General features: G+C 42.7%; 26 protein-coding genes. 12 read left to right on the forward strand and 14 right to left on the reverse strand.

Translation table 11 applies throughout. The features are described 5' to 3' along the window. Nucleotides 1-89 precede the first annotated feature (89 nt). The 6 genes from AC1XUE_RS24240 to AC1XUE_RS24265 all read left to right on the forward strand — a co-directional run bounded on the left by AC1XUE_RS24240 (nt 90) and on the right by AC1XUE_RS24265 (nt 4,977). Nucleotides 90-602, forward strand: a complete 513-nt coding sequence (locus AC1XUE_RS24240; protein WP_483358577.1) for an RNA polymerase sigma factor — start codon at nt 90-92, stop codon at nt 600-602. Nucleotides 603-606: 4 nt separating this feature from the next. Continuing rightward, a complete protein-coding gene (locus AC1XUE_RS24245) occupies nt 607-1,182 on the forward strand; it encodes a hypothetical protein (protein ID WP_483358578.1) in 576 nt (191 codons plus the stop codon). A gap of 66 nt (nt 1,183-1,248) precedes the next feature. After that, on the forward strand, nt 1,249-2,088 hold the full coding sequence (locus AC1XUE_RS24250; RefSeq protein ID WP_483358579.1) for a DUF4097 family beta strand repeat-containing protein: 840 nt from the start codon (nt 1,249-1,251) through the stop codon (nt 2,086-2,088). A gap of 28 nt (nt 2,089-2,116) precedes the next feature. Continuing rightward, nucleotides 2,117-3,352 carry a hypothetical protein gene (locus AC1XUE_RS24255; RefSeq protein WP_483358580.1) on the forward strand — a complete coding sequence of 412 codons (1,236 nt, stop codon included), beginning with the start codon at nt 2,117-2,119 and terminating at the stop codon, nt 3,350-3,352. A 42-nt stretch (nt 3,353-3,394) separates the two neighbouring features. Continuing rightward, nucleotides 3,395-3,763: a hypothetical protein gene (locus tag AC1XUE_RS24260; RefSeq protein ID WP_483358581.1), complete on the forward strand. Its 369-nt coding sequence runs from the start codon at nt 3,395-3,397 to the stop codon at nt 3,761-3,763. A gap of 11 nt (nt 3,764-3,774) precedes the next feature. Beyond that, nucleotides 3,775-4,977 carry a hypothetical protein gene (locus AC1XUE_RS24265; RefSeq protein ID WP_483358582.1) on the forward strand — a complete coding sequence of 401 codons (1,203 nt, stop codon included), beginning with the start codon at nt 3,775-3,777 and terminating at the stop codon, nt 4,975-4,977. On the opposite strand, the gene AC1XUE_RS24270 is transcribed toward AC1XUE_RS24265, so the two are convergent. From AC1XUE_RS24270 to AC1XUE_RS24330, 13 genes are all read right to left on the reverse strand, one after another. Next, entirely contained in the window at nt 4,978-5,424 is a 447-nt protein-coding gene (locus AC1XUE_RS24270; protein ID WP_483358583.1) for a DMT family transporter, read from the reverse strand. It lies immediately after the preceding gene. Nucleotides 5,425-5,463: 39 nt separating this feature from the next. Beyond that, complete coding sequence (gene nuoK, locus AC1XUE_RS24275) at nt 5,464-5,775, reverse strand: NADH-quinone oxidoreductase subunit NuoK (RefSeq protein ID WP_483358584.1); 312 nt, start codon at nt 5,773-5,775, stop codon at nt 5,464-5,466. After that, nucleotides 5,775-6,293 (reverse strand): NADH-quinone oxidoreductase subunit J family protein, encoded by a 519-nt coding sequence (locus AC1XUE_RS24280; protein WP_483358585.1) that lies wholly within the window; start codon nt 6,291-6,293, stop codon nt 5,775-5,777. The genes nuoK and AC1XUE_RS24280 overlap by 1 nt, the downstream gene beginning before the upstream one ends. Before the next feature lie 14 nt (nt 6,294-6,307). After that, entirely contained in the window at nt 6,308-7,789 is a 1,482-nt protein-coding gene (locus tag AC1XUE_RS24285) for a 4Fe-4S binding protein (protein WP_483358586.1), read from the reverse strand. Between the two features lie 174 nt (nt 7,790-7,963). Next, on the reverse strand, nt 7,964-8,584 hold the full coding sequence (locus AC1XUE_RS24290; protein WP_483358587.1) for a thioredoxin family protein: 621 nt from the start codon (nt 8,582-8,584) through the stop codon (nt 7,964-7,966). A 45-nt stretch (nt 8,585-8,629) separates the two neighbouring features. Continuing rightward, a complete protein-coding gene (locus AC1XUE_RS24295; RefSeq protein ID WP_483358588.1) occupies nt 8,630-9,082 on the reverse strand; it encodes a methylglyoxal synthase in 453 nt (150 codons plus the stop codon). Nucleotides 9,083-9,119: 37 nt separating this feature from the next. Then, nucleotides 9,120-10,349, reverse strand: a complete 1,230-nt coding sequence (locus AC1XUE_RS24300) for a glycosyltransferase family 4 protein (RefSeq protein ID WP_483358589.1) — start codon at nt 10,347-10,349, stop codon at nt 9,120-9,122. Nucleotides 10,350-10,361: 12 nt separating this feature from the next. Further along, nucleotides 10,362-12,248 carry an alginate lyase family protein gene (locus AC1XUE_RS24305; protein ID WP_483358590.1) on the reverse strand — a complete coding sequence of 629 codons (1,887 nt, stop codon included), beginning with the start codon at nt 12,246-12,248 and terminating at the stop codon, nt 10,362-10,364. A gap of 140 nt (nt 12,249-12,388) precedes the next feature. After that, entirely contained in the window at nt 12,389-13,435 is a 1,047-nt protein-coding gene (locus AC1XUE_RS24310; protein WP_483358591.1) for a hemin-degrading factor, read from the reverse strand. Then, nucleotides 13,432-14,277 (reverse strand): heme ABC transporter ATP-binding protein, encoded by an 846-nt coding sequence (locus AC1XUE_RS24315; protein ID WP_483358592.1) that lies wholly within the window; start codon nt 14,275-14,277, stop codon nt 13,432-13,434. The genes AC1XUE_RS24310 and AC1XUE_RS24315 overlap by 4 nt, the downstream gene beginning before the upstream one ends. Next, nucleotides 14,274-15,377: a FecCD family ABC transporter permease gene (locus AC1XUE_RS24320; RefSeq protein ID WP_483358593.1), complete on the reverse strand. Its 1,104-nt coding sequence runs from the start codon at nt 15,375-15,377 to the stop codon at nt 14,274-14,276. Before AC1XUE_RS24320 ends, AC1XUE_RS24315 begins: the two co-directional genes overlap by 4 nt. Before the next feature lies 1 nt (nt 15,378). After that, nucleotides 15,379-16,221: a heme/hemin ABC transporter substrate-binding protein gene (locus AC1XUE_RS24325; protein WP_483358594.1), complete on the reverse strand. Its 843-nt coding sequence runs from the start codon at nt 16,219-16,221 to the stop codon at nt 15,379-15,381. A gap of 21 nt (nt 16,222-16,242) precedes the next feature. Beyond that, nucleotides 16,243-16,590, reverse strand: coding sequence for a DUF6686 family protein (locus AC1XUE_RS24330; protein WP_483358595.1), 348 nt, complete (start codon nt 16,588-16,590; stop codon nt 16,243-16,245). A 235-nt stretch (nt 16,591-16,825) separates the two neighbouring features. On the opposite strand from AC1XUE_RS24330, the gene dctA reads away from it, so the two are divergent. From dctA to AC1XUE_RS24360, 6 genes are all read left to right on the forward strand, one after another. Continuing rightward, entirely contained in the window at nt 16,826-18,088 is a 1,263-nt protein-coding gene (gene dctA / locus AC1XUE_RS24335; RefSeq protein ID WP_483358596.1) for a C4-dicarboxylate transporter DctA, read from the forward strand. Nucleotides 18,089-18,165: 77 nt separating this feature from the next. Beyond that, entirely contained in the window at nt 18,166-19,896 is a 1,731-nt protein-coding gene (locus tag AC1XUE_RS24340; RefSeq protein ID WP_483358597.1) for a M3 family oligoendopeptidase, read from the forward strand. Between the two features lie 76 nt (nt 19,897-19,972). Continuing rightward, nucleotides 19,973-20,224, forward strand: coding sequence for a hypothetical protein (locus AC1XUE_RS24345; RefSeq protein WP_483358598.1), 252 nt, complete (start codon nt 19,973-19,975; stop codon nt 20,222-20,224). Between the two features lie 223 nt (nt 20,225-20,447). Further along, nucleotides 20,448-21,524: an NAD-dependent epimerase/dehydratase family protein gene (locus AC1XUE_RS24350; RefSeq protein WP_483358599.1), complete on the forward strand. Its 1,077-nt coding sequence runs from the start codon at nt 20,448-20,450 to the stop codon at nt 21,522-21,524. A gap of 56 nt (nt 21,525-21,580) precedes the next feature. Beyond that, nucleotides 21,581-22,528 (forward strand): glycosyltransferase, encoded by a 948-nt coding sequence (locus AC1XUE_RS24355; RefSeq protein ID WP_483358600.1) that lies wholly within the window; start codon nt 21,581-21,583, stop codon nt 22,526-22,528. 4 nt (nt 22,529-22,532) lie between these two features. Further along, entirely contained in the window at nt 22,533-24,143 is a 1,611-nt protein-coding gene (locus tag AC1XUE_RS24360; RefSeq protein ID WP_483358601.1) for a glycosyltransferase family 39 protein, read from the forward strand. Here the strand turns inward: AC1XUE_RS24360 and AC1XUE_RS24365 are convergent. After that, entirely contained in the window at nt 24,138-24,578 is a 441-nt protein-coding gene (locus AC1XUE_RS24365) for an RrF2 family transcriptional regulator (RefSeq protein WP_483358602.1), read from the reverse strand. The genes AC1XUE_RS24360 and AC1XUE_RS24365 overlap by 6 nt on opposite strands. Nucleotides 24,579-24,609 lie beyond the last annotated feature (31 nt).

Raw genomic sequence — 24,609 nt, forward strand, 5'->3', positions numbered from 1 at the left:
TACAAAAAGAAAAAAGATTTTTTCCTCTCACATACAACCATCTCACATCTTCCGGGCCTCTTTAATGCGGAAACACTAAAACATTGCCCATGACCTCAGAGGCGGAATTGATTTCTGGATGTCTTTTACAGGATAGGGTTGCTCAACGGCTCCTCTATGATCGCTATAAAAAGGCTATGTACACACTGGCATATCGGATCACCGGTGATTTTGATGATGCCAATGATGTATTGCAGGATGCTTTTCTGGAAGTATTCAAACATCTCAATCAATTTCGTGGAGAGGCCGCATTGGGTGCCTGGATCAGACAGATCGTCATTCGGAAGGCGACCAAAAAGAAAAAGATTGTGGCCTGGCAAAATCTTGACGACAGCCCTATGGAAATCATAGACTGGGGTCAAAACGAGATTAATGCCAATCATCTTGAAACAGCCATACTTGCTTTAGCAGATGGTTTCCGGACCATCTTCGTGCTGGCAGAGATTGAGGGTTATACGCATCGGGAGATTGCTGTTATGCTGGGAATTTCGGAAGGCACTTCCAAATCGCAACTTTTTCATGCGAAAAGAAAACTAAGGATCATGCTCACTTCTAAACAATAACAGCATGGAGAAAAACAAAGAAACACTGGACAAAGCGCTTACACAGCTTTCACAATATCAGCCATCGGAGGCAATTTGGAATGATATCGATCAAAAACTCGGAGAATATACGCTACAAGATGCTCTTACTAAACTACCTCAGCACGAACCGGACGACAGCCTCTGGGAGCAAATAGAACAGGATATACCTCAGCCAGGAGGAAATGCTTTCCGAAAAGCATTGGCAGCAGCAGTGATAATCATAGCCAGTGCACTTGTCATATGGCTGATGGAAGCCAAACCGGGAAAACAAATTTCCTATACCGAAGAGGTGGTTGATCAGCGTCTCCGAATAGCAGACACGCAGACCGTTGATACACAATATGAGAACCTGAAAGAATGGTGCGAAACGGAATCTGTTGTTTGTAGTCAATCCGATTTCAAGGAATTGACCAAAGAATACGAAATTCTCAGGATCGCTACTGAACAATTGAAACAGGCTATGGGCAATTATAACGCTGAACCGGAATTAGTACGGCAATTGACAGCAGTGGAACAAGAAAAAACAGCCATACTGAATAAAATGGCCAAATTGATTTAGAAAATTGTCATGAAAAAAATGAGAAATAAATTACTATGGGTTATGTATGGGCTATTCATTTGCCTGATGCAAACCTCATATCTACATGCACAGGGCGTTTTGCAAGTCGCCACCAAAACGATTGAGAAAACAATTCGTACATCGGGGATGCGTACGCTTCATATCAATGCAGAAAAGGCAGATATTGAGCTGATCGCATGGAATAAGCAGGAGATTTCTGTCGTATTGGAATTATCCTCCAAACACCCCGACAAATCTGTTGCCACAGCCGATCTGCATAAAACACAGTACCTGGCAGACCGGAGCGGAAAGGATTATTTCCTCCGCAATTACGTCCAGTTGAAAGAGGGAGAAGGCAAACCGGTCTCCAATCTAAAAGCCAAATACACTATACACTTACCCGCATCTTTTGCTGTTGATCTTAAGAATACTTTCGGGACAATCACGATGAAGGGGCTTGGTGGTAGCATTCGGATGAAAGCTGATTTTTGCAGTACATCACTGTCTAATTTGCAAGGAAAAGGCAATATAGAAACAACCTTCGGGGAGCTTTCGGGAATAGATGTATCGGGAAATTTTGCCTTCACGAGCGACCATACCAACATACGTTTAGAGGCTATCGGCGGGACATTCAAGATGAATACTTCTTACGGAAATATCGAGATTTTTTCGTCCACCAATTTATCAGGTCTCGCAATTCAATCTAAAAAATCGGTGGTGTCATTTATCACAAAAAATTGGCAACAATACGATTATACGATTCAAAGTGCCTATTCCAGTGTGAAATTGCCCAATGGCTTCAAATGGACAAAGAATACCAATGACTTTAAAGAAGCCATTTTTTCAAAAAACCGTCTGGCCCAAATCCAGATCAACGCTGAGTTCGGCGACCTGACCATCAAGTAAACTTACCCCCTACATAAATCTATTAGCCATGAAAATAGCCGGGTTTTTGCTCTCCCTGATGCTATACTGCCAAAGTCTGTTTGCACAGGACAGTACGCACTTTTCTTATGCTGAAGTGGCAGATACGCTTGTCAAACAACGCTTTATCGACAGATATGAGAATGTGTTTATGACGAAGGTACCAACAAGGCATATGTTGAAGATAGGTGCTGAATTTTTTCCTCTTGGTTTTTTAGATCCCGGATACGGGCGACAAAGCTTATTGCTTAGTGTCGGTTATGAATTCAAGTTATTACCTTCTGTTTCATTAGGTGTGAATTTCAAGGCTAATGGTGGGTATTCTTCAAGCCTTGGATTGAATGGTGTTGTTGCTACCAACGTGCAAGGACGTTGGTATTTCGACATGAATAAAAGGATAGCTAATGGTAAGAGTGCCAACAACTTCAGTGGAAATTATTTGGGAATCATAGGAGAAAGATACTGGCAGAGCTTGCTATATTCCTATCCTAAAATAAAAACAGGAATCGAATTTGGGATGCAAAGGAGATTTTTCAATAATGGTGCCATAGATTTTGCAGCAGGTGCCTATTATATGAGATACGCAGAAACCCGTACGAGTTGGGAATACCTTAGCGGAAGTGGCAAAATAAATGATTTTGAAATTTCTACCCGAACCATGCTTTCATTCGCATTTGGTGACTGGAAAAGGAAAACCACAAGTCCAGCCTGTGATGTATTCCGTTGTGACGAATTCATCACCAGCCAGTGGAAATTTTTATGGCCCGTAATCAGAATTAGTAGCAATATCACCAATATAGGTTTGGGTACAGGCTATGAAAAAAAGCTGGGTAAGAGTCCGTTTTCAGTAAATACACAAATCTTCGCTGACTATAATAGCTTTATTTACAGAAACTTTTACAACTATTCCGTTTCTCGCTCAGAGAGTATGCAGTTACAAACCTTTGCGCAAACGAGGTACTACTTCTTGCAAAAGAAACAAATTCGCAAAGGGCGTGGAGGCAACAATTTATCCGGTTTGTTCTTCGGACCTCATATAGATTATTTACGATACACAACTACAGGAAACTATTCTATTAGAGATAAAAAACACCTCGGAGTGGGATTTGCCTATGGTTACCAAAAAGCACTGTTTAAGAACGGCTACATAGATATTTCAGGTGCTCAAAGTTTCGATGTATTACCAAACCAAAAAGACGATGGCCGACTTTCTACATTTAGGGTAGGTTTCGGTCTTTCCATCTGATAAAATATTCTCAACAATACAAATAACAGCCACACTACACGCATGGAAATCGAACAAACATACTATCACAAATGGGTCAGTATCAACCAACATTTGTCTGTTCTGCTGAGAAACTACCGACTTGGCAATATGTCATTTGCGCAGAGTATATTTCAATATATCAGACAGGAATGGTTGGATCAGGATGCTTTGGCGGAAAGTTCTGAGAACAGGTTGATCAGAAGAAATCACTTTTCTTCCCAAACACTTCACAAGCTTGACAGCCTATTGTCCAACGAACCTCAAAACCTGCACTTCACCAGAAGTAACAGACAAATTATCATGGAAATCAAATGGATAAGTGATCAGATGGAGGTGATGTTTGATCATCTGCAAAAGAAGTCTTTACGCTTACACTCCGTTAAGATTTAAGTATAGCCACAATGAAACTATTATTACTAGTTATGACCAGCATGTTATGTCTTCGGTCAATGGCTCAGGATACAGCTCCGGTCACCTATTCGATGACGGAAGATTCGCTGATAAAACAACGCTTTATCGACAGATATGAAAATGTGTTTATGACCAAAGTACCGACGCGGCATATGTTTAAAGTGGGGATGGAATTCTATCCGACTGGTCGCTTTGAATTTGGTGGATCCGGGATTCAGGCCGGTTGGCTCACCGCCGGATATGAATTTAAATTAACTCCTTCTGTTTCGCTGGGAGCAAACGTTAAAACTACTGGTAGTTGGATGTCCAGCTCGGGCTGGCGAGGAAACCTGGCAGCGAGTTTCCAGGGACGCTGGTATTTCGATATGAACCGCAGGATCGCCGGAGGCAGAAGTGCCAACAATTTTAGCGGAAATTACCTGGCAGTTACAGCAGAAAATAACTGGGAGAATTATTATGCTAACCAAATGAAAATAGGTGTCGAATTTGGCTTGCAAAGAAGGTTTTTTAACAATGGAGTGCTTGACTTTGCAGCGGGTGTGTACTACCATAATAATCCGTACAATTACGCCAATGTTTACAGAAAAATAAATGACTTTGAGATTTCTACAAGGACGACATTAGGCTTTGCTTTTGGCGACTGGAAAAGGACAGAAAACATTCCGGTCTGCGATGTATTTCGTTGCGATGATGTAGTTTACAGCCAATGGAAAGTCTTTTGGCCAACTGTAAGAATAAGCCACATCACAAGTGTCTCACTTGGGCTCGCATATGAGCGAAAACTTGGTAATTCCCCGGTTTCAATCAACACACAGCTATCGGGTGATTATGTGCGTATGGCCTTTACGTCTATATTTAAATCAGAGGTTTATAATTCCAACTTTTCTCAGTTTAGGTCGTCGGTACAAGCCAGATATTACTTCTTGCAAAAACACAGTATTCGTAAAGGGCGTGGTGGAAATAATTTATCTGGTTTTTATGCAGGTCCATCTGCAGACTACATCTATTTCCATGATGCTAATTATAGAAACAAACGACATTTGGGTGCAGGTTTTACATATGGATATCAGAAAACGCTATTCCGTAATGCATTTATCGACATATCCGGAACCCAGAGTTGGAATTTGATAAGAAATCAGCCTGGTACAAAGAGAATGGGCTCATTCAAAGTTGGTTTTGGCTTAACCTTCTGATCAATTCTTCAATATCAACACCACACCAGCCACCAGTAAAACAGCACCTGCCAAACGGGGAAACGTGATCTGATGCACTGCGAAACCCTGTAAACCAAAGTGATCGATGGTCATCACAGTTGCCATTTGTCCTGCAATGACCAGACACATCATGTTAGAGGTTCCGATTCTGCGCACGATAAAAATAACTGTAAGTACATAAAAAGCGCCTAGTGCACCGCCCAAAAAGCGTGTCCAGGGAATTTGTCTGAAGTCGCTTATTTTGGGAACCGGATCCTGATTGAAACAAGCGAAAGCAATCAGTAAAATAATAAGTCCTACAAAAAAGGAAGAAACACCGGCTAGTATAGGATTGTTGATAGATTCCCGGAGTTGGGCGTTCACACCGGATTGCACTGCATTAGAAATACCGATCAGGAAAGCAAGAACGAGAAATATCCAGTTCATAAAGATGGGGTTTTGGGAAATGAAGCAGCAAATGTATTGCTAATTTTTCAGTTCCTTTACCTCATCCGGATCTACGCTTTTATAATGTCCATATACACGTAAAATGATCGCCAGCGCTACTGTCACTTCCGCAGCAGCAACAACAATCACAAAGAGTGCAAACAGTTGTCCGCTCAATCGCTCAGGATCGTGCCGACTGAAAGCAATCAGATTGATATTGACTGAATTCAGCATCAGTTCAATACCCAGCAGAATTCCAATAAAATGCCTTTTGGTAATGGATATAGCCAAACCGATACAGAACAAAGCAGCGGCAACGAATAGATAATGTTCGATAGGTATAGTATTCATCAGGCAGGATTTCGGTTTAAAGCAAGATAGGCAGCTCCTACTAATGCCACCAATAATAAAATGGCAGCAATTTCAAATGGCAGCAAATGGCTCGTCATCAGTTCAACACCAATGGTGCGGACCGTAGAATTGCTATTAATCACTTCTCCTTGCATTTTGAAACGGGCATCAATAATGATATAGCTCAAAAAAAGAAACATCCCGGAACCCACCAGAAATCCCACCAATCCCCGTGAAGTGACTACTTCCACTCTATTGTGAATTTCCTGTTCCGATTGTTTAATGACCTTCTGTGTAAGCATAATTCCAAAAATCAAAAGCACTAAGATCCCACCTACATACACCATGATCTGCGTAACCGCAAGGAAATCTGCTCCTGCCAGAACATATAGCGCGGCCACTCCAAGAAATGCTAAAAACAGTGCAAAAGCACCGTAAATAAGGTTTTTTGAAAACAAAATAAAAAGTGCCGACACTATGGCAAGAACTGAAAAGCTATAAAATGCAGCTGCTTCCATCAATATAAAATCTATTATTCCTGTTTTGGTTTGGGCTTCATCGTAGGTCGAAAAGCCGGTTTGGCTTTTATCGGTTCTTCAGGATTTCCCCCATTTGTTTTTTCTTCCTGATCATCCGTTTCTGCTTTCACCTCAGGGGCAGAAGCAACCTTGGGTTTCATCGTCGGACGGAAAGCTGGTTTGGTAGCGACTGGCTCTACAGGTGCTTCATCTGCAGGTTGCTCTTCCACTTTCGGCGCAGCATCTACCTTGGGCTTCATCGTCGGGCGGAAAGCTGGTTTGGTAGCGACTGGCTCTACGGGTGCTTCAGCTGCAGGTTCCTCTTCCACTTTCGGCGCAGCATCAACTTTCGGCTTCATCGTCGGGCGGAAAGCTGGTTTGGTAACTACTGGCTCTACAGGTATTGCAGCTGCAACTTCTTCCACTTTCGGCGCAGCATCTACCTTGGGCTTCATTGTCGGGCGAAAAGCTGGTTTGGTAGCGACTGGCTCTACGGGTGCTTCAGCTGCAGGTTCCTCTTCCACTTTCAGCGCAGCATCTTCCTTAGGCTTCATCGTCGGGCGAAAAGCTGGTTTTGTGGCGACTGGTTCCGCAGATGCTTCAGGTGCAGTTTCTTCCACTTTCGTCGCAGCATCTACCTTAGGCTTCATCGAAGGACGAAAGGCTGGTTTGCTGGCTACAGGTTTTTCAGATGCTTCCGAAGCTGGCTCCTCTTTCGTCGCAGCATCTACCTTAGGCTTCATCGAAGGTTTAAACGGAAGCTTGGGAGCAGGCTTCTTTTCTGCCTCGGTCGGAAGATCACTTTCAGCTGCTTTCTCAATAGCAGGTATAACGGGTTTTCTTGGCTGAAATACAGGCTTGGCAGGAACAGCAGATGTTTCTTCTTTCGCTTCTACTTCCTCCGTTTTAGGCTTAATGGTCGGCTTAAATGCCGGTCTTGGTTTTGGTGCTTCAGCTGGTGAAGCAGTAGCGGTTGATTTCTGAGCTGCCTTTAATGCTTCTTTCTCTTTCTGGAATTGTTCAAGCAACATCCGCTTTTCATCGGCCTGCTCAGTAGTCAGATTAGCATAATTATATACCATGTCCCTTACATCCAGCTCGCTGTAATCGAAGGTTTTGGTCATGGTAAGGCATTCGGTAGGACAAACGGTTGTACATAATCCGCAATAGCAGCACTTTGCCATGTCGATGTCAAAACGTGCAGCATACAAACGAATCGGCGATCCATCCGACGCCCTTCCTACTTCTTCAATGGCTTTAATAGGCTCAATTTCGATGCAATCTACCGGACATACTTTCACGCACTTATCGCACACAATACAATCATCCATCTCATTATGAAGCCTGTATCTCCCATTATCTGGAATGGCAATAGGCTCCTTCGGATATTGCATCGTGACAAGCCCTTCCTGTAAATCAAAAAAGTTGTCCGACCGAATATCTGTTTTAGTACGCCGGCGTCGGGCTTGCAGCAAATGACGTAAAGTCAGCTGCATACCTTTGATTGTGGTACTAATCCCTTCTGATATGTTTTTGAAGTATGTAGACAATGTTGGTACGCTCTTGTAATCGGTGTACAATTGTTCTTGCAGGCTGAACCAGAGATATCCGTAAAAGGAAATTTTGACTTTATCAGCCTATCACAAAGATAGAGTAATCCTCTTAAAAACTTACTTTTCTGCGAATACTCCTTCCAGAATCTCAACCATTTCTTTCTGTACAGATTCGGTTTTGTCGGCGATATACCAGCGTTGGATATCTTCAACAAACTCTTTCAGGCTTTTGGCAGGATTCTCTTTCTGCTGCAACATCAATTGCTGAGCTCCGGCAGGCCTTGGTCCCCAGGTGAATAGCTCGTTGAATTCGTGATCAACTGCAATCAGTTTGGGGATGGAGCGACCGCCATTGGTAAGGTATGCATCCATTAATTCAGGGTTTTCGTCCCGTAACAACAATTTCACAGTAATAGAAGGATTTACTAATGCCGCCGCTGCCAGCACAGGAATATTTTGTGCAGCATCACCACACCATGCTTCCGTTAGGATATACCAGGTTTGCGGAACAGAAATCTGGCTTATCAGACTTTTTAATTCTTCACTAATCGTCACCTTTTTATTCAACCTTTGCATACGTGCCAGGTTGAGTTTTGTATAATAGCTCAAATCGTCGGATTGTTTGAGGCCAGTTGTTCTGTTTTCTGCAACAACTTTTTCCATCAACACCATATAGTCAGCATAGGAATAAACCGACTCTGTAACCGGTAAAGGAAATAATTCTGATACGTTTTTCATCGGGTAATTAATTTAAAATAAAAACCCGTCAATCCCTATTTCAGTTCATACTTTCCGGTTCAAATAAGTGCTGTAGTCAATCTGGCTGGCAACATATTCTTCGTCCATCAAAGGTGAAGTGAACATGAAGTCGGCAGTGGCGCGGTTAGAAGCTACAGGGATATTCCAAACCACACATAGTCTCAGCAATGCTTTCACATCAGGATCATGCGGCTGCGCTGACATGGGATCCCAGAAAAAAATAAGCAAATCAATCTTCTCCTCTGCGATCATGGAACCGACCTGCTGGTCGCCCCCGAGTGGGCCGCTCAGCAACCTGATCACCGGCTGATCCAGCGTTTCTTCCAATAATTTCCCTGTAGTACCAGTTCCATACAGCTCATTTTTTGCCAACATTTCACGGTTTGCATAGGCCCATTCCATGAGTTCCGCTTTGCGATTATCATGAGCAACAAGGGCAACTCGTTTTCTGGGATGTATATTTCTGAAGTTTACCATAAAGTCTATAATTGATATAAAAAGCGAAAACCCGCTTTCAGATTCCGACAAGATAATTCAAATATTCTTTGGCAAGTCCGGTACGATCAAAATGTTCTTTCACAAAAGAAAATCCATTTTCTCCCTGAATCCTGAGCTGATTCCGATTCTTGCTGTAATAGAGAATTTTTTCTACGAGTTCAGCTGTATTTCCCGGGTTTACAAAAGCTCCAGCATCGGCCTCTTCAATCAGTTTTCTGGATATACCGTCGATCACCATCAGTACAGGTTTTCTGCAAGACAAATAATCAAAGGTCTTGTTTGAATAAATGGTTTTGAAGACCTCATTTTTTTGCAGAACTGAAATGCCCATATCAGCGGACAATATATACCGAAAGGCTTCACTTCTCGGAATTTCATCTATAAAGTGGATATTTCTCAATTTCCTATTTGCCGCATCAGCCATGAGTTGCGCTTTTTTTTCACCATCACCTATCAGAAGAAATTGTATGGACTGATCTGCTAATCTTTCGGCTGCGTCCAAAATCTGGGTGAGATCATTGGCGATTCCGTGCGCACCGACATACACAATAGTGAACATGTCATCCATACCATACTTGTTTCTGAATTCAGGTATATTCATTTCCCGACTGATGCCGTTTGCCAGTTCAAAGTCGGCACCATTTGGAATGTAAATAATTTTAGAAGGATGTACCTTTTTCTTCTCAGTCAGATGTGTGCGAAATGCGGGTGTCAGCACATTAATCAACCTGGCTTTTTTGTAAAGCAGGTTTTCTAGCCAATAGGCCAAGCGAATAGCCAGTTTGTTTTTCAAAACCCCTGTTTCAATCGCCGACTCAGGCCATAAGTCCCGCACTTCAAACACAAACGGAATGCCCTTCCACCACGACAACATCAAACCTGATATACCTACAAACAAAGGTGGCGATGTCACAACAATAACTTCATAATGCTTTTTTGCCAGAAAAACACCTGCTAAAATGGACGATATAGTAAATGAAATAAAACCGGCAAGCTTATACAAAAACCCTCTCTTCGCGTTACTAACATCGAAACACCGGATAACTTCCACTCCATCTTTATTCGTTTCCCTGTAAAACCATCTGTCTTTTTTCACTCTAGTGTGCCCGCCCATATAATGCGTCATGCCCGCCAGGATAGTGACTTCGTGACCTGAGGCTAACCACATCCGGCTCATTTCATTCCAGCGAGCGCCTCCACCCCTATCGTCTTCCAGAAAAAACTGATGAATAAGTAAAATCCGCATAATGACTCTGGCTTATGTTGATGATTTGGGTTCAATGATTGTTCTGATGAACCTGCCTTTTGTACGAAAAATAATCTGTTTTGTCTCTTCCCTTTTTCCATAACTCTCAGCATAACACCCCGACACTATTTCCGGCATAAGGAATAGATGATCAGCATCATAAGCGGTAATTTTGAACTTTTCCAAAAATGCCGGAGACGGATTCCATATCTGGCTCATAATCAAATCATCAGTAACATTTTCCATTCTATCTTCAACCAGCCAGTAAAATTCACCTTTCTTCTTTACCACCTTTCTTTGATGTCTGATGTGTTTTCCCAATTCCCGAAATCCTTCAAACCAGCCTATAAATTCAAAATGGTCTTCTCCTTTCTTCCACCTTCCTTCACTTTGACTGATCCAGTTGTACCAGATAAATCCGGAACCTTTCATCATTTGATCATAATCGCCAGGCATTACGGTGTTGTGAGATTTTGTTCCCGCAAAAAATTGATTGCCTGTGTCATTTGAATTGTAGGAGTACGTACCTGCATCACGCAGGATATTTTCCCCGTCGACCCAAATATCCAGATGCAAATTGTCGCATTGAAACGGCCTGTGTCTGTAAGTAGCTGAACGGATAAATGTGCGAGTAGTCGCGTCTCTTAAAATGTGATATCCACTCAGCGAAAGTGGCCCGGTTGCTGCAACCGGAATTGATTTGACTTTTAGCAGATCCGGATTACCAATCCAAAAGCTTTCTTCATTCCATGCACCAATTCCGTATCCCGATTCTATTTCCAGCAAACCTGCCAGAGCTTCAAGTTGAGGGCGATAGTCACGGAAGTGGCATTCTGTTAATGGGAAAAATAAAGCTCCGTCGTTGTTACCGTAATTGGAAAGCCAACCGGTATTCTGATCTTGGAATGCCTGCAGAAACAATACTGAGGCTTTTGCTTTTTGATATATTGTATCGGACCAAGACTCCTGATTCAGCTCTGCCAATCGTATTGCAAGTGTCAGTAATTGTACTGCGACGCGATGGTAGTTGAACGAAAACTGAATATAGGCTCCGTTTTTATCAATCTGATGCGCTATTTCCCTTTCGAAAACTGCTCTTCCTTTTTTCTTCCATTCGTCGCTCTCAGGGAAAAATGGATATAATAATCCGGTAAGATAAAGTCCCAGACTCTCCGTTAGTATGTGATTATTCCGGACAGCAATGGCAGAAAAACTGATATTATCTGCCACGTGTTGTATTTGTTGCCGGATACTATGAATGATTTTACCAAAACGGGATTCCGTCAGTTGATCGGAATGTTTGTAATACTGAAGTGCAAAAGTCCAGTTCATGACTCTCAAACTGATTTCCTGACTGCATACCCAGTTCGGACCGCAGTTAACCGGATTGTAGTCAATCCAGTTTCCTATTTTATCGAAAACCCATTCCGACTGATCCATACCGGAGTAAAAATCATATCGGATCAAATCATACACGAAGGTAAAGCGCGAAATTTCCCATACATATTTGATGTCTCCCGCCTTCGGATCCATCGTTTTGATTCTGCTCCAATGAACTGTTGCGCTATATCGATACCCTGTTTTAGGATTCGTATGCCAGTCTGAGAAAGGAATCCATTCGGCGGAAAAATAGCGCATTTGCCCCCCTTTGATACATTCGACACGTGCTTTCAGATTATCGGGCCAATATGCATATGCTCTCCTTTCTAATTCATTATTGAAAACATACTGAACCGGTAACTTCCTCCAGTTATCCAGAGATATATAGTTTCTCTCAGTTTGATTGCGGGGAAACTTCAGAATCAACCACCCTGAACAGCGTTGCAACGCATACCCTATTCTAAACAGCGCGTAACGGAAACCCATATTCCTGACAATCTGAAATAGTCGCAGATTCATATTTGAGGATATCAATTCTGCTATTCGACTCAAAATCAAATACAATGTAACACCACAAGTAAAATGAAAAAGGACCCATCCAAGTCGGACAGGCCCTTTCTAATTACTATGGCGAAATTATTTTTTATGATCTATATATCTCAAAGCCTGGTTACAGAGTCGTCAACCAGCTTAGTCCATTCCGGCAATTCAGGAATACCTGGCTTACGTTTTCCAAAGAACTGATTGAACATTACTCCTTCTTTATCGATCAATTCAATACCCGTTACCAATCCTGCTTCACTTGGTTTTTTTACAACCCAGGCCTCATCAATCGCATCCTGGCGCAGGTGCAGGTTAAACTCCAGATCCATAATATTCAGCCAAGGTCCCATCACAAATATTTTATTAATGGGTCCGGTGTGAATTTGAATACAGTTGGGATTCGACACAAAAACCATAATCGGAACCTGTGTTTCCGAAGCATTGTCAAATACCGTTTTCATACTTTCCGGAGTGATGCGGTAAGCGTGTCCTTCCGGTGCATTTCTCAAAGCCTGCTTGCGGGTTAATTTGTATTTCCTCAACAATGTGAAGAAGTCATGCGTATCTTTCAGTTCCAGCCATTCTTTCTGAAAAGCAGCTACGTCTATATCGGGAGCCGTATCAAATTCCGGGGCTTTCTCTGCTTTTGGTGTGATTACCAGAGTAGCACCCTGATCTTCTGCTTTGTATTTCTCTACCAAAGCTTCATAAGCAGCTTTGTCACTTTTATCTGTCAGGTAGATTTTATGCGCAGCTTCTCCGGTGCTGTTAAAAAACTGTAAACTCCGCCGTTCGTTTTCATCTACCGCAAAACCGAATTTCCAGTCTCCTAAAAATAATCTCAGATCTATATCCGGCCCCAGTACAAGACCTACATGGTTGTTGAATGATACATGCTCATATACACCTTTGCGCTCATGAACAACATGGTCATTACGTGTCAGCGCCATCACATGACCCAGCGTTTCCACTTCTTTCAATAACTCTCTGAAATCTCCCTGTAACAATATTACACTGTCTCCAAGCCCTGTAGCAAGCAGCTCTGCTTCTGTAGTATTGAGTTCACGGGCTGCATCCCGGATCCTTGTCTTAGGATTTTGCTCTTTAAACGTTGCCCATATTTTTTTCAGGTCCATATGCTCTGTTTCGAGGATTGTTTTCATAGTGAATTGTTATTTAATGTTGTTATGTGATTTCTTTTGTGGTGGTCGTAATCCGGTAAACCGCTGTTGGTAATATCTGGGACAATAATGGGGTAATGGGTCTGTTCGGGCTGAACAAGATGGACTGACAGCCCAAAACATTCTTTTATATTTTCAGGGATTAACACTTTTTGTGGTATTCCTGATGCAAATGCCTTCCCCTGTTTCATCACCAGCACCTGATCTGCATACTGCAATGCCAGATTAAGGTCATGAACAACGGCAATTACGCCATATCCTTTCGCAGTCATTTCTCTGGCCAGCCGGAAAGTTTCATACTGATGCAGCAAATCCATTCCTGTTGTAGGCTCATCCAGCAAAATCAGTCCGTTGTCGACTTCCCATATCTGCGCCAGCGTTCTCGCCAGCTGTACCCGCTGTTGTTCACCGCCGGAGAGTGTAGGAAATGACCTGTTTTTGAAATGTGCAATACCTACTTTTCGAAGACAGTGGTCCACAATAGCCAGATCCCGGTCATTCGGCTGAGAGTCATAAAATGGGTAACGCCCCATAAGCACGATTTCTTCCACTGAGAAGGCCAGTGTGATTGAATTTTGTTGTGCAAGCACTGCACGTTTTCTGGCCAGTTCCGAAAGTTTATATTTGGCGAGGTCTTTGTTATGAAACCTGATGAGGCCCGAAGTGGGTGTGTGTTCCCTGGACAACAACTTCATCAGAGTCGACTTTCCCGCACCATTTGCTCCAACAATAGCCCAAAACTCCCCTGCATTTGCACGAAAACTTACATCATCAACGAGTTTCCGTCCCTTTACTGAGAAATCAACACTGTTTACTTCTATCATATCTTCCGCCGTTTTTGATCCCAAAGAATATACAGGAAGAATGGGGTACCGAGAAGCGCAGTTAATATCCCGATCGGCAATTCGGATGGAGCAACAATAGTCCTGGACATAGTATCCGCCAGAGTAAGCACAATGGCACCTCCCAGCGCTGAGCCTACCAGCAGCGTTTTATGGTCTGGGCCGAATGCACTGCGAATAATATGAGGAACAACCAATCCTACAAAGCCGATCGTTCCGGCTACGGCAACGGAAGCTCCAACGCCAAGCGTTGCCAACACAATCACTTTTCGTTTCAGAGCTGTCATATTTACGCCTAATGCCGCTGCCTGGCTTTCTCCTAACACAAGTAGATTCAGGGCTTTGGACAAATAAGGCATCAATAAAACAGAACAGAATACAAATGGAGCAACAGCAATCACCGAAGTCCAGTTAGCTCCTCCCAGGCTACCCAGGCTCCAGAACGTAATAGAGCGAAGCTGCTCATCAGTAGCCATGTAAGTCATCAGCCCCGTAACCGCTCCTACAAATGCATTGATAGCAATACCACAAAGCAACATGGTAGTGACTCCCCCTCCAGTAAGTTTGGACAATTGGTATACCAGTAATGTTGTGAGTGCAGCCCCGACAAATGAAGCAAGGGATAGTGTATAGGCTCCTCCAACTTCACTGATTATTCCAAAATACCTGGCGTTAAGCATAATAACGATGACAGCAAATAAAGACGCTCCCGAAGTAACACCTATCAGACCTGAGTCTGCTATAGGGTTTCTGAAGAGCCCCTGCAGGGACGCGCCTGCTATACCCAGGCCAGCTCCGACCAGTATCGCCAGGCATACGCGCGGTAAACGTATAATCCAGAACACAAGTGATTTTTGTTCCTCGTAAGTGGCAGTATCAGTAAGTCCGAGCTTGAATGCAATGATCTGAACAAGCTCGGCAGGACTGATACTAAGTGCTCCTACAGAAGCGGAGAACACTGCGCAAGCCAGCAAAACGATTCCTAAAATGACGGATACCCAGAAGAGGGTCGTTTTCCTTTTAACCGGAACAGGAGACATGACATAGGTAATGTCTGGCTTATTTACCACCTGAGCTTGCATATCACTTAATTTTTTGGGCTAATTCTATGGCCGCTTTTCCTAGTCTGGGTCCAAAGCCAGTCAGAAACTGCCCGTCCATCGTCACAATTTTTCGGTTTCGTCCTGCGTTGGTATTTGCCACACCGGGTAGTTTTAAAAGTCCTTCATTACCTTCCAGACTTTCTAGCCCACTCGAAAACAAAACCAGTACATCGGGATTGGCAGCCAGAAGTGATTCTGCAGTCAACGGTTTAAAATCTGAGAATCCCTGAACAGCATTTTTATTTCCCGTAAGCGCGAACATTTTATCCAGTGAAGTCCCTGTTCCCGATACCATCAATGTCCCTGTACCTCTTGCATATATAAACAGCAACTTTTTCGGCGTAGCCGGTTTTCCTATTTTCGCCAGATCCGTTTCCAGCGCCTTTACCATTTTTTCGGCCTGGTGCTTTGCATGAAAATAGGCACCTACTTCCCTGATCAGCCTTATGGCTCCTTCTTTCGAATATTCGTGTTTGAACTCTACCACTTTTTTCCCGCTGCTGTTCAGTTGCTTCACAAGGGCCGGAGACAACATACTCTGGTCGGTGTAAACGATTACATCCGGATTCAGCGCAATGATTCCCTCTGCAGCGATACTGCGGTTATGACCAATTTTAGGGATTTTAGAAAGTGACTCAGGATAGGTACTTGTTACATCCACACCCACCAACTGCTTTTCCAGTCCGAGTCCGGCGATAATCTCACTGAGTGTTCCATTGGCAGAGACAATCCGCAGTGCTTTTTCAGCGAACACATTACCTGCAAAACACACCAAGAATGCAGAAAAGGCAATGAATACTTTAAATGAATTCTTTTGAAACATAGGGTTCGATTTATTGAATGCTTATTTGTTATGAGCAAAAATCCTGTCGACCTCCATAACCAGTAACGTTTCCTGAAATAACCCTCTCACCTCCTCCATCTCGTCCTCGCTAAACGAGAGCATAAAATTGGGAATGGGTGAAGGAAACAAAATACTCTTCCCATTTGGCAGCGGAGTATCAAGCGCATGAATATGTTGCTGATCGTAAAGCACAGAATGAAACCCCTTCACGCCATCTCCTGTGAAGATGAAAAGGAAATTCCCAAACACGAAGTTGTAGTGATCACAGCATTTACATTGACCTATATATCCGTTCGCGGACTGGCTGAGAATACGTAATTTGCTATATGAATGCGAAGAATTCTGCATAATAATCTATCATGTAAGACACTATCAGATGATTTCAATACTCTTATTTTATTCCGCCACTACTTCTGTATGGGCAAATATAGGTTATTTATTTAGACCAAGTATAAACAGATGATAAAAATACTTTTCTCCGGAGTTCTGCAATCGTACGCAGGTATTTGTTGTATATTCAAAACCTGTTCACGCCTGTTCATGAGCCGATCGCATCCTGTACATTCCTAAATATCGAAAGAACTTGAAAAAGTTATTTACCAATCTGACCTTCTGGGTTCTTACCGCTATTACAGCTGGTGCCTTGCTGGGACATTATTATCCTGCAAAGGCAGTAGAAATGGACTTTTTGGGCAAAGGTTTTATTCAGATTGTAAAGCTCTTTATTAACCCCATTATTTTCCTGACCATTACCCTTGGCATTATCGGTATGGGTGACTTGAAAAAAGTAGGGAAGGTAGGTGCCAAAGCCCTGATTTACTTTGAGGTTGTCACAACACTTGCACTTATTGTAGGCATTATTGTAGCCAATATCATTCGTCCCGGAGCAGGTGTAGTTACCGGCAACCTACAACAGGGAGACATTTCTGTTTATGCAAATAAGGTACAGGAATTCAGCTGGTGGCAATTTTTTCTGGATAATGTCACTTTGCAGGTGTTGTTGGCTTCATTGGTGCTGGGCACAGTATTGAGCAAATATTCAGGTAAAGATAAAATCATTGAATGGCTGACCTTTGCTTCGAAATACGTCTTTCGGGCATTGCATTGGGTCATGCTGTTTGCACCTATTGGTGCTTTTGGTGGAATGGCATTTACGATTGGTAAGTATGGAATTGCTACACTACTTCCGCTTGGCAAACTGATGATTACCGTCTATGTGACCATGGCAATTTTTGTGTTTGTTGTGTTGGGTTTGATTCTGAAAACATATAAAATCAAAATCTGGGATTTTCTTAAATATATTCGGGAAGAGCTACTCATTGTGCTGGGTACCTCCTCCTCTGAAGCAGCTCTGCCTTCCATTATGGAAAAACTGGAACGCATGGGCTGTTCCAAGCCAGTGGTTGGGCTGGTTGTCCCGGCGGGGTACTCATTTAATCTTGACGGCACAACGATTTACCTCTCTATGGCCACTATTTTCCTGGCTCAGGTTTTTGATGTTCACCTTACAATTGGACAGATTTTATCCATTATCGGGATTCTGATGGTGACATCCAAAGGGGCAGCAGGTGTCACTGGAAGTGGCTTTGTAGTACTTGCCTCAACGCTTACAGCGATCAAAGTAATTCCTCTCGAAGGACTGGCCCTTCTGCTTGGTGTAGACCGGTTTATGTCTGAAGCGCGCGCCATTACCAATATCATCGGCAATGGAGTGGCTACCATCTGGCTGGCTAATAATGAAAAAGAATTCGACAGAAGTAAAATGGAATTTGCATTTGCTCACGTACATCAGACAGAAAATATCATAACAGATAACCTGACTGACGTGACTCAGGAGAACAAGTAAATTGTCGAATCCGAATGGCATCTTTGTGACATTCCTTTGTTCACCTTACATTTGAGTATCAAAATTTCGATTTTAAAATGATTCAGGAAGATATTAACATACCCGTACGCTCACCAAGAACATTCATCGGTGAAGAGTTTGAGCTCAGAAGCTGGGACGACCTTTTACCTTTTTATGAAGATCTCAAAGCACGTGAGATCAAATCAGTTGACGAATTAAGACAATGGTTTCTGAACCGCAGTGAACTGGAATCATACCTTTCCGAAAACTTTGCATGGCGCTATATCCGCCAGACCTGTGACACGGCTAATACCGGACTGATTAATGCATTGCAGTTTTTTATCACAGAAATTCAACCGAAACTTTCCGAATATGGAAATGAGCTGGATAAGAAAATAATCGGCAATCCTTTTCTGAATGATCTTACTGATGATGGATTTGCCATCACACTTCGTAGCATGAAGCAGGCGATTGCGCTTTTCAGAGAGGAGAATATTCCGGTGATTACCGAAATGCAGACCGAAGAACGCAAATATGGTGCTATTGCAGGCGCCATGACAGTGACGCTTGACGGCGAAGAAATGACGTTGCAAAAAGCAGCCGACCGACTTCAATCAACTGACCGTGCTGTGAGACAGGAAGCATGGACTGCCATTGCTACCCGTCGTTATCAGGATCATGAACAACTCGACGAACTACTGAATACGCTGGTTGGCCTGCGTCATAAGGTGGGACAAAATGCCGGATTCGAAAATTACCGTGACTATATGTTTGCGGCGATGGGGCGTTTCGATTATACACCGGAAGACTGCTTTAATTTTCATAATTCTGTGAAGGAGGCCGTAGTTCCTATTTTGAGTGAAATGGCCGCAGACCGCAAACAGGCACTTTCTGTGGATAATCTCCGTCCATGGGATACCAAGGTGGATCCGCAAAATCTTGCTCCTTTAAAACCGTTTCAGACCGGAGAAGAATTGCTGGATAAGACAATCAGATGTTTTAGCCGCCTTGATCCATTTCTGGGAGACTGCCTGCGTACGATGAAAACCATGAAGCATCTGGACCTGGAATCGCGCAAAGGCAAAGCACCGGGTGGCTACAATTATCCGCTTGATGAGATTGGTGTGCCTTTCATTTTTATGAATGCCACTTCCAACCTGCGCGATATGATTACGCTGCTACACGAAGGCGGACATGCAGTGCATTCACTGGTGACCCGAGATCTGGCACTCAACTCTTTCAAGCACACTCCTTCCGAAGTAGCTGAGCTGGCGTCTATGTCTATGGAATTGATTACAATGGACTTCTGGGATGAATTCTTTGACAACGAAGCAGATCTAAAACGTGCAAAAATTCAACATCTTGAATCGATCATAGAAACACTTCCTTGGGTAGCGACTGTGGATAAGTTCCAGCATTGGATGTATGAAAATCCTAACCATACCGCAGAACAGCGTGCGAATGCCTGGGTGAATATTTATACAGAATTTACAGACACTGTGATGGACTGGTCGGGGTACGAAAAGTTTCGGGCGGTCCTTTGGCAAAGACAATTACATATCTATGAAGTGCCATTCTATTATATTGAATATGGCATTGCTCAACTAGGTGCAATCGGCGTTTGGAAAAATTACCGTGAAAATCCGGAAGCCGGCCTTAAAGGGTATATGGATGCACTGAGACTAGGTTACACAGCTCCTATCACTGAAATTTATGAAGCAGCCAATATCCCTTTCAATTTCTCGGAAAACCATATAAAAAATCTGATCAGCTTTGTAAAAGAAGAACTGGAACGATTAAAAATTTAACAAATAGAGTTGTTCTATTTGGTGATTCGTGAAAAGGCACCTATTTTTGCGCATATTACTATGAACCAGTAACAAGATGAAAATTAGTAAAGTAATAGCATTTGTGGCCTCTGTAGCACTTTTGACTTCATGTGAGTATCAAAAATATAACCACATCGGCCAAAAAGACGTGAATGAAACAGACACGTATGTATATGGTGTGAGCCGCGATTCGCTACCTGCTCAAATGAAACAACAATATACTGCAAAGCCCGAACTTGAAACTCGCGTAAATGCAATCCGTGAAAAACTATACGGCGGATCGACCAGTGCTGTTGTAAAGCAGTAAGCTGACTGACTCCCGCGGAAATATAATATGGGATATCCTCGATGAGGATATCCCTTTTTTATGTTGTACAATTGCTATCAGCAACCCAACGCAGTTTTCTCCGCACCTGAGCAATCGGTTGGGATAATTGTACGTTTTTAATTTACTTTACATCCTTGTTACACACACAAGTAAAATATAGTACTTTTTTTATATCAACTTTCAAACCGCATTAATACACAACATGAATATAGCATTGGTAACCGGTTCTGCCGGCCTGATAGGAAGCGAATCAGTCGCATTTCTTGCTGATAAATTTGACCTGATCATTGGAGTTGATAATAACCTCCGCCAATATTTTTTTGGTGCAGATGGTAATACTGAATGGAATCGTAACAGAATAGAAGACGCATACAATAATTACAAGCACTACTCAGCAGATATCCGCGAAGTAAGCCAGCTTGAGCCTATATTCAAAGAATACGGGACTGATATAAAGCTGATTATTCATGCAGCTGCTCAACCAAGCCACGACTGGGCCGCACGTGAGCCATTCACTGATTTCGGAGTAAATGCAGTGGGAACACTGAATATGCTTGAAATGACGAGATTGCATACTCCGGAAGCTGTTTTCATCTTTACTTCTACCAATAAGGTATATGGCGACAACCCTAACTACCTGCCATTGGTAGAGCTGGAAAATCGCTGGGAAATTGATAAAGATCACCCATACTTCGAGAACGGAATCGATGAAAATCACAGCATCGATCACACCAAACACTCTATTTTCGGGGCTTCGAAAGTAGCAGCTGATATCATGGTTCAGGAGTATGGCAAATATTTCGGAATGAAAACAGCTGTGTTCCGCGGAGGATGTCTCACAGGCCCAAATCACTCAGGCGCACAGCTTCATGGCTTTCTTGCATATCTGATGAAGTGTGCCATTACCGGCAATCATTACACCATTTTCGGGTACAAAGGAAAGCAGGTTCGTGACAATATCCACAGCCATGACCTGGTGAATATGTTCTGGCATTTCTACCAGAATCCACGTCCGGGAGAAGTATACAATGCCGGAGGCGGACGCTTTGCCAACTGCTCAATGCTTGAAGCCATTGCACTTTGTGAGACCATTACCGGAAACAAACTTTCCTATTCTTACTCAGAGACTAACCGTATCGGAGATCATATCTGGTACGTAAGTGATCTTTCTAAATTTAAGGCCCATTATCCTAACTGGAATTGGGAATACGGTCTGGTGGAAACTTTAACTCAGATTCACGACGGTATCTCCTCCAGATTAGGTATCAAAACGGTTTAAAAAATTGAAATTGCTTCGGAATATATACGTTCCGAAGCAATTTCGTTTCCATATATATGCCAGAAAGTTTTGTAATAATCATCCCTCAGTTCAACGACTGGGAAGCTCTTAATTTGCTCATATCCAAAATAGATACGGATTTAGAGCCTGCAATTTTACAAAATACGACACTGCTGATCATAGACGATTGTTCTTTTAAAGAACGAACACAACCTTTTTCTGCTTTTGGAGGCGAAGGAATTAAAGTGCTTCGTCTTTACCGCAATCTGGGTCATCAGAAAGCCATCGCGATCGGACTTTCTTATGCTGCAGAACATCTAACAGCTGATAAAGTAATCGTCATGGACGCAGACGGTGAAGACGATCCTGCCGATATCAATAAATTGGCGGCAAAATCTTTACAAACCCCCGGAAAAATCATTTTCGCCGAAAGGAATAAACGTAGGGAAAACCTGGTGTTTCGCTCTTTTTATGTGATTTATAAGCTGATTTTCAAGCTTCTGACAGGCAAAATAATCACATTCGGTAATTTCAGCCTTGTTCCGCAAGAGCGTTTGCAGAACCTGGTCCGCGTTTCAGAAATCTGGAATAATTATCCCGGAGGAATTATTAAATCAAGAATTCCTTACGATTCTGTCCTGACCGACCGGGCAACAAGACTGGCCGGGGAGAGTAAAATGAATTTTGTTTCGCTGGTACTTCATGGCTTGAGCGCCATCTCAGTGATGGTGGATACAACTGCGGTACGCATTCTGATATTTTCTATTTGCATGTCAGGTGTAGCGATCGGATTCATTGTATTTATCATTTTTCTGAAAATTATTGGTAACGCTACACCAGGCTGGGCGTCTACTTTGGGAAGCACACTCATGATACTGATGTTGCAATCATTCTTGATTTCTTTATTTTTGGTATTTATGGTATTGCAGTATCGTTCACAACAGCATTTTATTCCTGCTGTACATTATCGCGACTTTGTGGAAAAAGTAGAGACCTTTAGCTGAAAAGATGATCCACTTTGACAACACACCTACAGTTTATTGGTTTTTGGGATATGTACTTGCGGGGCTTGTTATATTAAGCTGTCCCTTAAAAAAAATTCCTGCAGGCCTGTATATGTTGGGTGGACTTGTCCTTTTGGCTTTCATGCGCTTACCAGCGATTGTGTTGAACAGAGAACTCAATCCCGACGAAAGCCAGATGCTGAGTCATGCGATTACGCTATGGCAGGATCCTGTATACTGGCGATCTGCAGACGGAACCACAATAGGACCCCTTGATATATATCTGCTGGTTATTCCTAAGCTATTTGGTTGTCAACCCGACTATACATCTGCCAGAATAATGGGGTTGCTTTGTACTGGTTTATCCGTTTATTTTCTCTTCCGTACGCTTGTAAATTTCTTCAGCGAAAAGACAGCTCGAATTGCTATCCTGATACCCGTTCTGTTGTTGGCTTTTACCCAAGAAGTAGACTTTGTGCATTATTCCAGTGAGCAGGTGCCAGTTTTGCTGCTTTCAGCATGCCTGTGGGTATTGTCTCAACTTATTCAAAATAAAGGGCTGCTACTACGTAATAATCTTATTCTTGGGCTCCTGGCAGGGATGGTACCTTTTGCAAAGTTACAAGCCGTTCCGCTTGCTATGGTGCTCATATTGTTTGCGTTTTTTACCAACTTTTCGCATTATAAAAAGAACCGTAGCCTCCACCCTTTTATTATTCTAATCATTGGCGGGCTTTCTTTTCCGTTGCTTGTTCTCGGACTGACAGTTAGCTTTGATGTTTTCGATGACTTGATCGACTTTTACATTTTGGGTAACGTCATTTATGCAGGAGGAAACAGCAATTCTTCCATGATAGGGCAGTTCTTAAAAATTGCAGGTTTGTCTGTAGACTTCCTTGCTTTCACCTGTATATCTGCTGTGTCAATGATTACGGCTGTTTGGTATACATTCTTCCGAAAAGCCGCCATATACAATCCTAAAATGATTGTTTATGTACTAACAATCACACTTACTTTGTCCAGTATATTCGCTGTTACAAAATCGGGTAACGACTTTATCCATTATCTGAATTTCTGCATTGCTGCCTGGACGTTAATTGCAGCATCAGGCATTCATCAGTTAGGGACGAAAGGCGTTATCCTGCCCGCAGTTCTGCTATTATACTTTCTGGCAGATGATGTATTAAACTATAGAAAAAGCCATACTTTAAATGCATTCGTATCTGACAATGCGACTGAACTCGCTCAAAGTCCGGTGGTAACAGAATTGAAAAAGTACACCGACGAACGGGATTTCATGGCAGTATGGGGTTGGCAATGCCGGTATTATGTAGAAGCACAGCTCGCAGAAGGGACATCAGAAAATCACTCGGAGCGTTCTATTTTTGTGCATGATCTGCAGGAAAAATACAGAAGCCGATATCTTTCTGATATTCAGAGAACGATACCGGCTGTATTTGTGGATGCTGTTGGGAAAAACAGCTTTTGGGTTCAGGACAGAGAAACTCAGGGATTTGAGAACTTTCCTGCTCTGGCTGATTTTATACATGCAAATTATACCTACAAGGGAACATTTGATGATACCCGCCTGTATGTAAGAAATGACAAATTATAGGTCTTCAATGGCCGGAACACCTTCCGCCTGAAGCAGATCATTAAGCGTGGTACCATCCAAAACAGCAAGGTTTGCATCGCGCCATTTTTCCAGTACAGTACGCAAACTGCACGTCTCTTCACTCTTACAGTCGTCACATTTACCATAAAAGAACATGGAAACGCATAATGCAGGCGCTATGGGTCCATCGATGATCCTTAATACTTTGGAGAAACTTACCTCAGCAGGGGCCATACGTAGCATATAGCCTCCTCCTTTACCTTTCTGGCTTTGTAATACTCCATTATTACGAAGATCTAAAAGAATTGCCTCCAAAAATTTCTTTGGAATTTTCTCTTTCTCAGCTATATAGGAAATCAGCACAGGACCTTTTCCATATTGTTCTGCCAATACTTTTAGTGCCTTAAGTGCGTATTTTGCTTTTTTGGATATCATTGTTGATTCAATGTACTTTTTTCGTCTTTAA

The organism is Dyadobacter sp. HNCC25DJ187 (genome assembly GCF_056895255.1).

Bases quoted from the DNA above. Each gene is read 5' to 3' on its own strand.
- AC1XUE_RS24250 (WP_483358579.1), top strand. From the start codon at position 1,249: ATGCAAACCTCATATCTACATGCACAGGGCGTTTTGCAAGTCGCCACC.
- AC1XUE_RS24270 (WP_483358583.1), bottom strand. From the start codon at position 5,424: ATGAACTGGATATTTCTCGTTCTTGCTTTCCTGATCGGTATTTCTAAT.
- AC1XUE_RS24355 (WP_483358600.1), top strand. From the start codon at position 21,581: ATGCCAGAAAGTTTTGTAATAATCATCCCTCAGTTCAACGACTGGGAA.
- AC1XUE_RS24320 (WP_483358593.1), bottom strand. From the start codon at position 15,377: ATGCAAGCTCAGGTGGTAAATAAGCCAGACATTACCTATGTCATGTCT.
- AC1XUE_RS24295 (WP_483358588.1), bottom strand. From the start codon at position 9,082: ATGGTAAACTTCAGAAATATACATCCCAGAAAACGAGTTGCCCTTGTT.
- AC1XUE_RS24310 (WP_483358591.1), bottom strand. From the start codon at position 13,435: ATGAAAACAATCCTCGAAACAGAGCATATGGACCTGAAAAAAATATGG.
- AC1XUE_RS24245 (WP_483358578.1), top strand. From the start codon at position 607: ATGGAGAAAAACAAAGAAACACTGGACAAAGCGCTTACACAGCTTTCA.
- AC1XUE_RS24315 (WP_483358592.1), bottom strand. From the start codon at position 14,277: ATGATAGAAGTAAACAGTGTTGATTTCTCAGTAAAGGGACGGAAACTC.
- AC1XUE_RS24360 (WP_483358601.1), top strand. From the start codon at position 22,533: ATGATCCACTTTGACAACACACCTACAGTTTATTGGTTTTTGGGATAT.
- nuoK (WP_483358584.1), bottom strand. From the start codon at position 5,775: ATGAATACTATACCTATCGAACATTATCTATTCGTTGCCGCTGCTTTG.
- AC1XUE_RS24285 (WP_483358586.1), bottom strand. From the start codon at position 7,789: ATGCAGCTGACTTTACGTCATTTGCTGCAAGCCCGACGCCGGCGTACT.
- AC1XUE_RS24340 (WP_483358597.1), top strand. From the start codon at position 18,166: ATGATTCAGGAAGATATTAACATACCCGTACGCTCACCAAGAACATTC.
- AC1XUE_RS24345 (WP_483358598.1), top strand. From the start codon at position 19,973: ATGAAAATTAGTAAAGTAATAGCATTTGTGGCCTCTGTAGCACTTTTG.
- AC1XUE_RS24325 (WP_483358594.1), bottom strand. From the start codon at position 16,221: ATGTTTCAAAAGAATTCATTTAAAGTATTCATTGCCTTTTCTGCATTC.
- AC1XUE_RS24260 (WP_483358581.1), top strand. From the start codon at position 3,395: ATGGAAATCGAACAAACATACTATCACAAATGGGTCAGTATCAACCAA.
- AC1XUE_RS24290 (WP_483358587.1), bottom strand. From the start codon at position 8,584: ATGAAAAACGTATCAGAATTATTTCCTTTACCGGTTACAGAGTCGGTT.
- AC1XUE_RS24240 (WP_483358577.1), top strand. From the start codon at position 90: ATGACCTCAGAGGCGGAATTGATTTCTGGATGTCTTTTACAGGATAGG.
- AC1XUE_RS24350 (WP_483358599.1), top strand. From the start codon at position 20,448: ATGAATATAGCATTGGTAACCGGTTCTGCCGGCCTGATAGGAAGCGAA.
- AC1XUE_RS24265 (WP_483358582.1), top strand. From the start codon at position 3,775: ATGAAACTATTATTACTAGTTATGACCAGCATGTTATGTCTTCGGTCA.
- AC1XUE_RS24330 (WP_483358595.1), bottom strand. From the start codon at position 16,590: ATGCAGAATTCTTCGCATTCATATAGCAAATTACGTATTCTCAGCCAG.
- AC1XUE_RS24300 (WP_483358589.1), bottom strand. From the start codon at position 10,349: ATGCGGATTTTACTTATTCATCAGTTTTTTCTGGAAGACGATAGGGGT.
- AC1XUE_RS24305 (WP_483358590.1), bottom strand. From the start codon at position 12,248: ATGAATCTGCGACTATTTCAGATTGTCAGGAATATGGGTTTCCGTTAC.
- AC1XUE_RS24255 (WP_483358580.1), top strand. From the start codon at position 2,117: ATGAAAATAGCCGGGTTTTTGCTCTCCCTGATGCTATACTGCCAAAGT.
- AC1XUE_RS24365 (WP_483358602.1), bottom strand. From the start codon at position 24,578: ATGATATCCAAAAAAGCAAAATACGCACTTAAGGCACTAAAAGTATTG.
- AC1XUE_RS24280 (WP_483358585.1), bottom strand. From the start codon at position 6,293: ATGGAAGCAGCTGCATTTTATAGCTTTTCAGTTCTTGCCATAGTGTCG.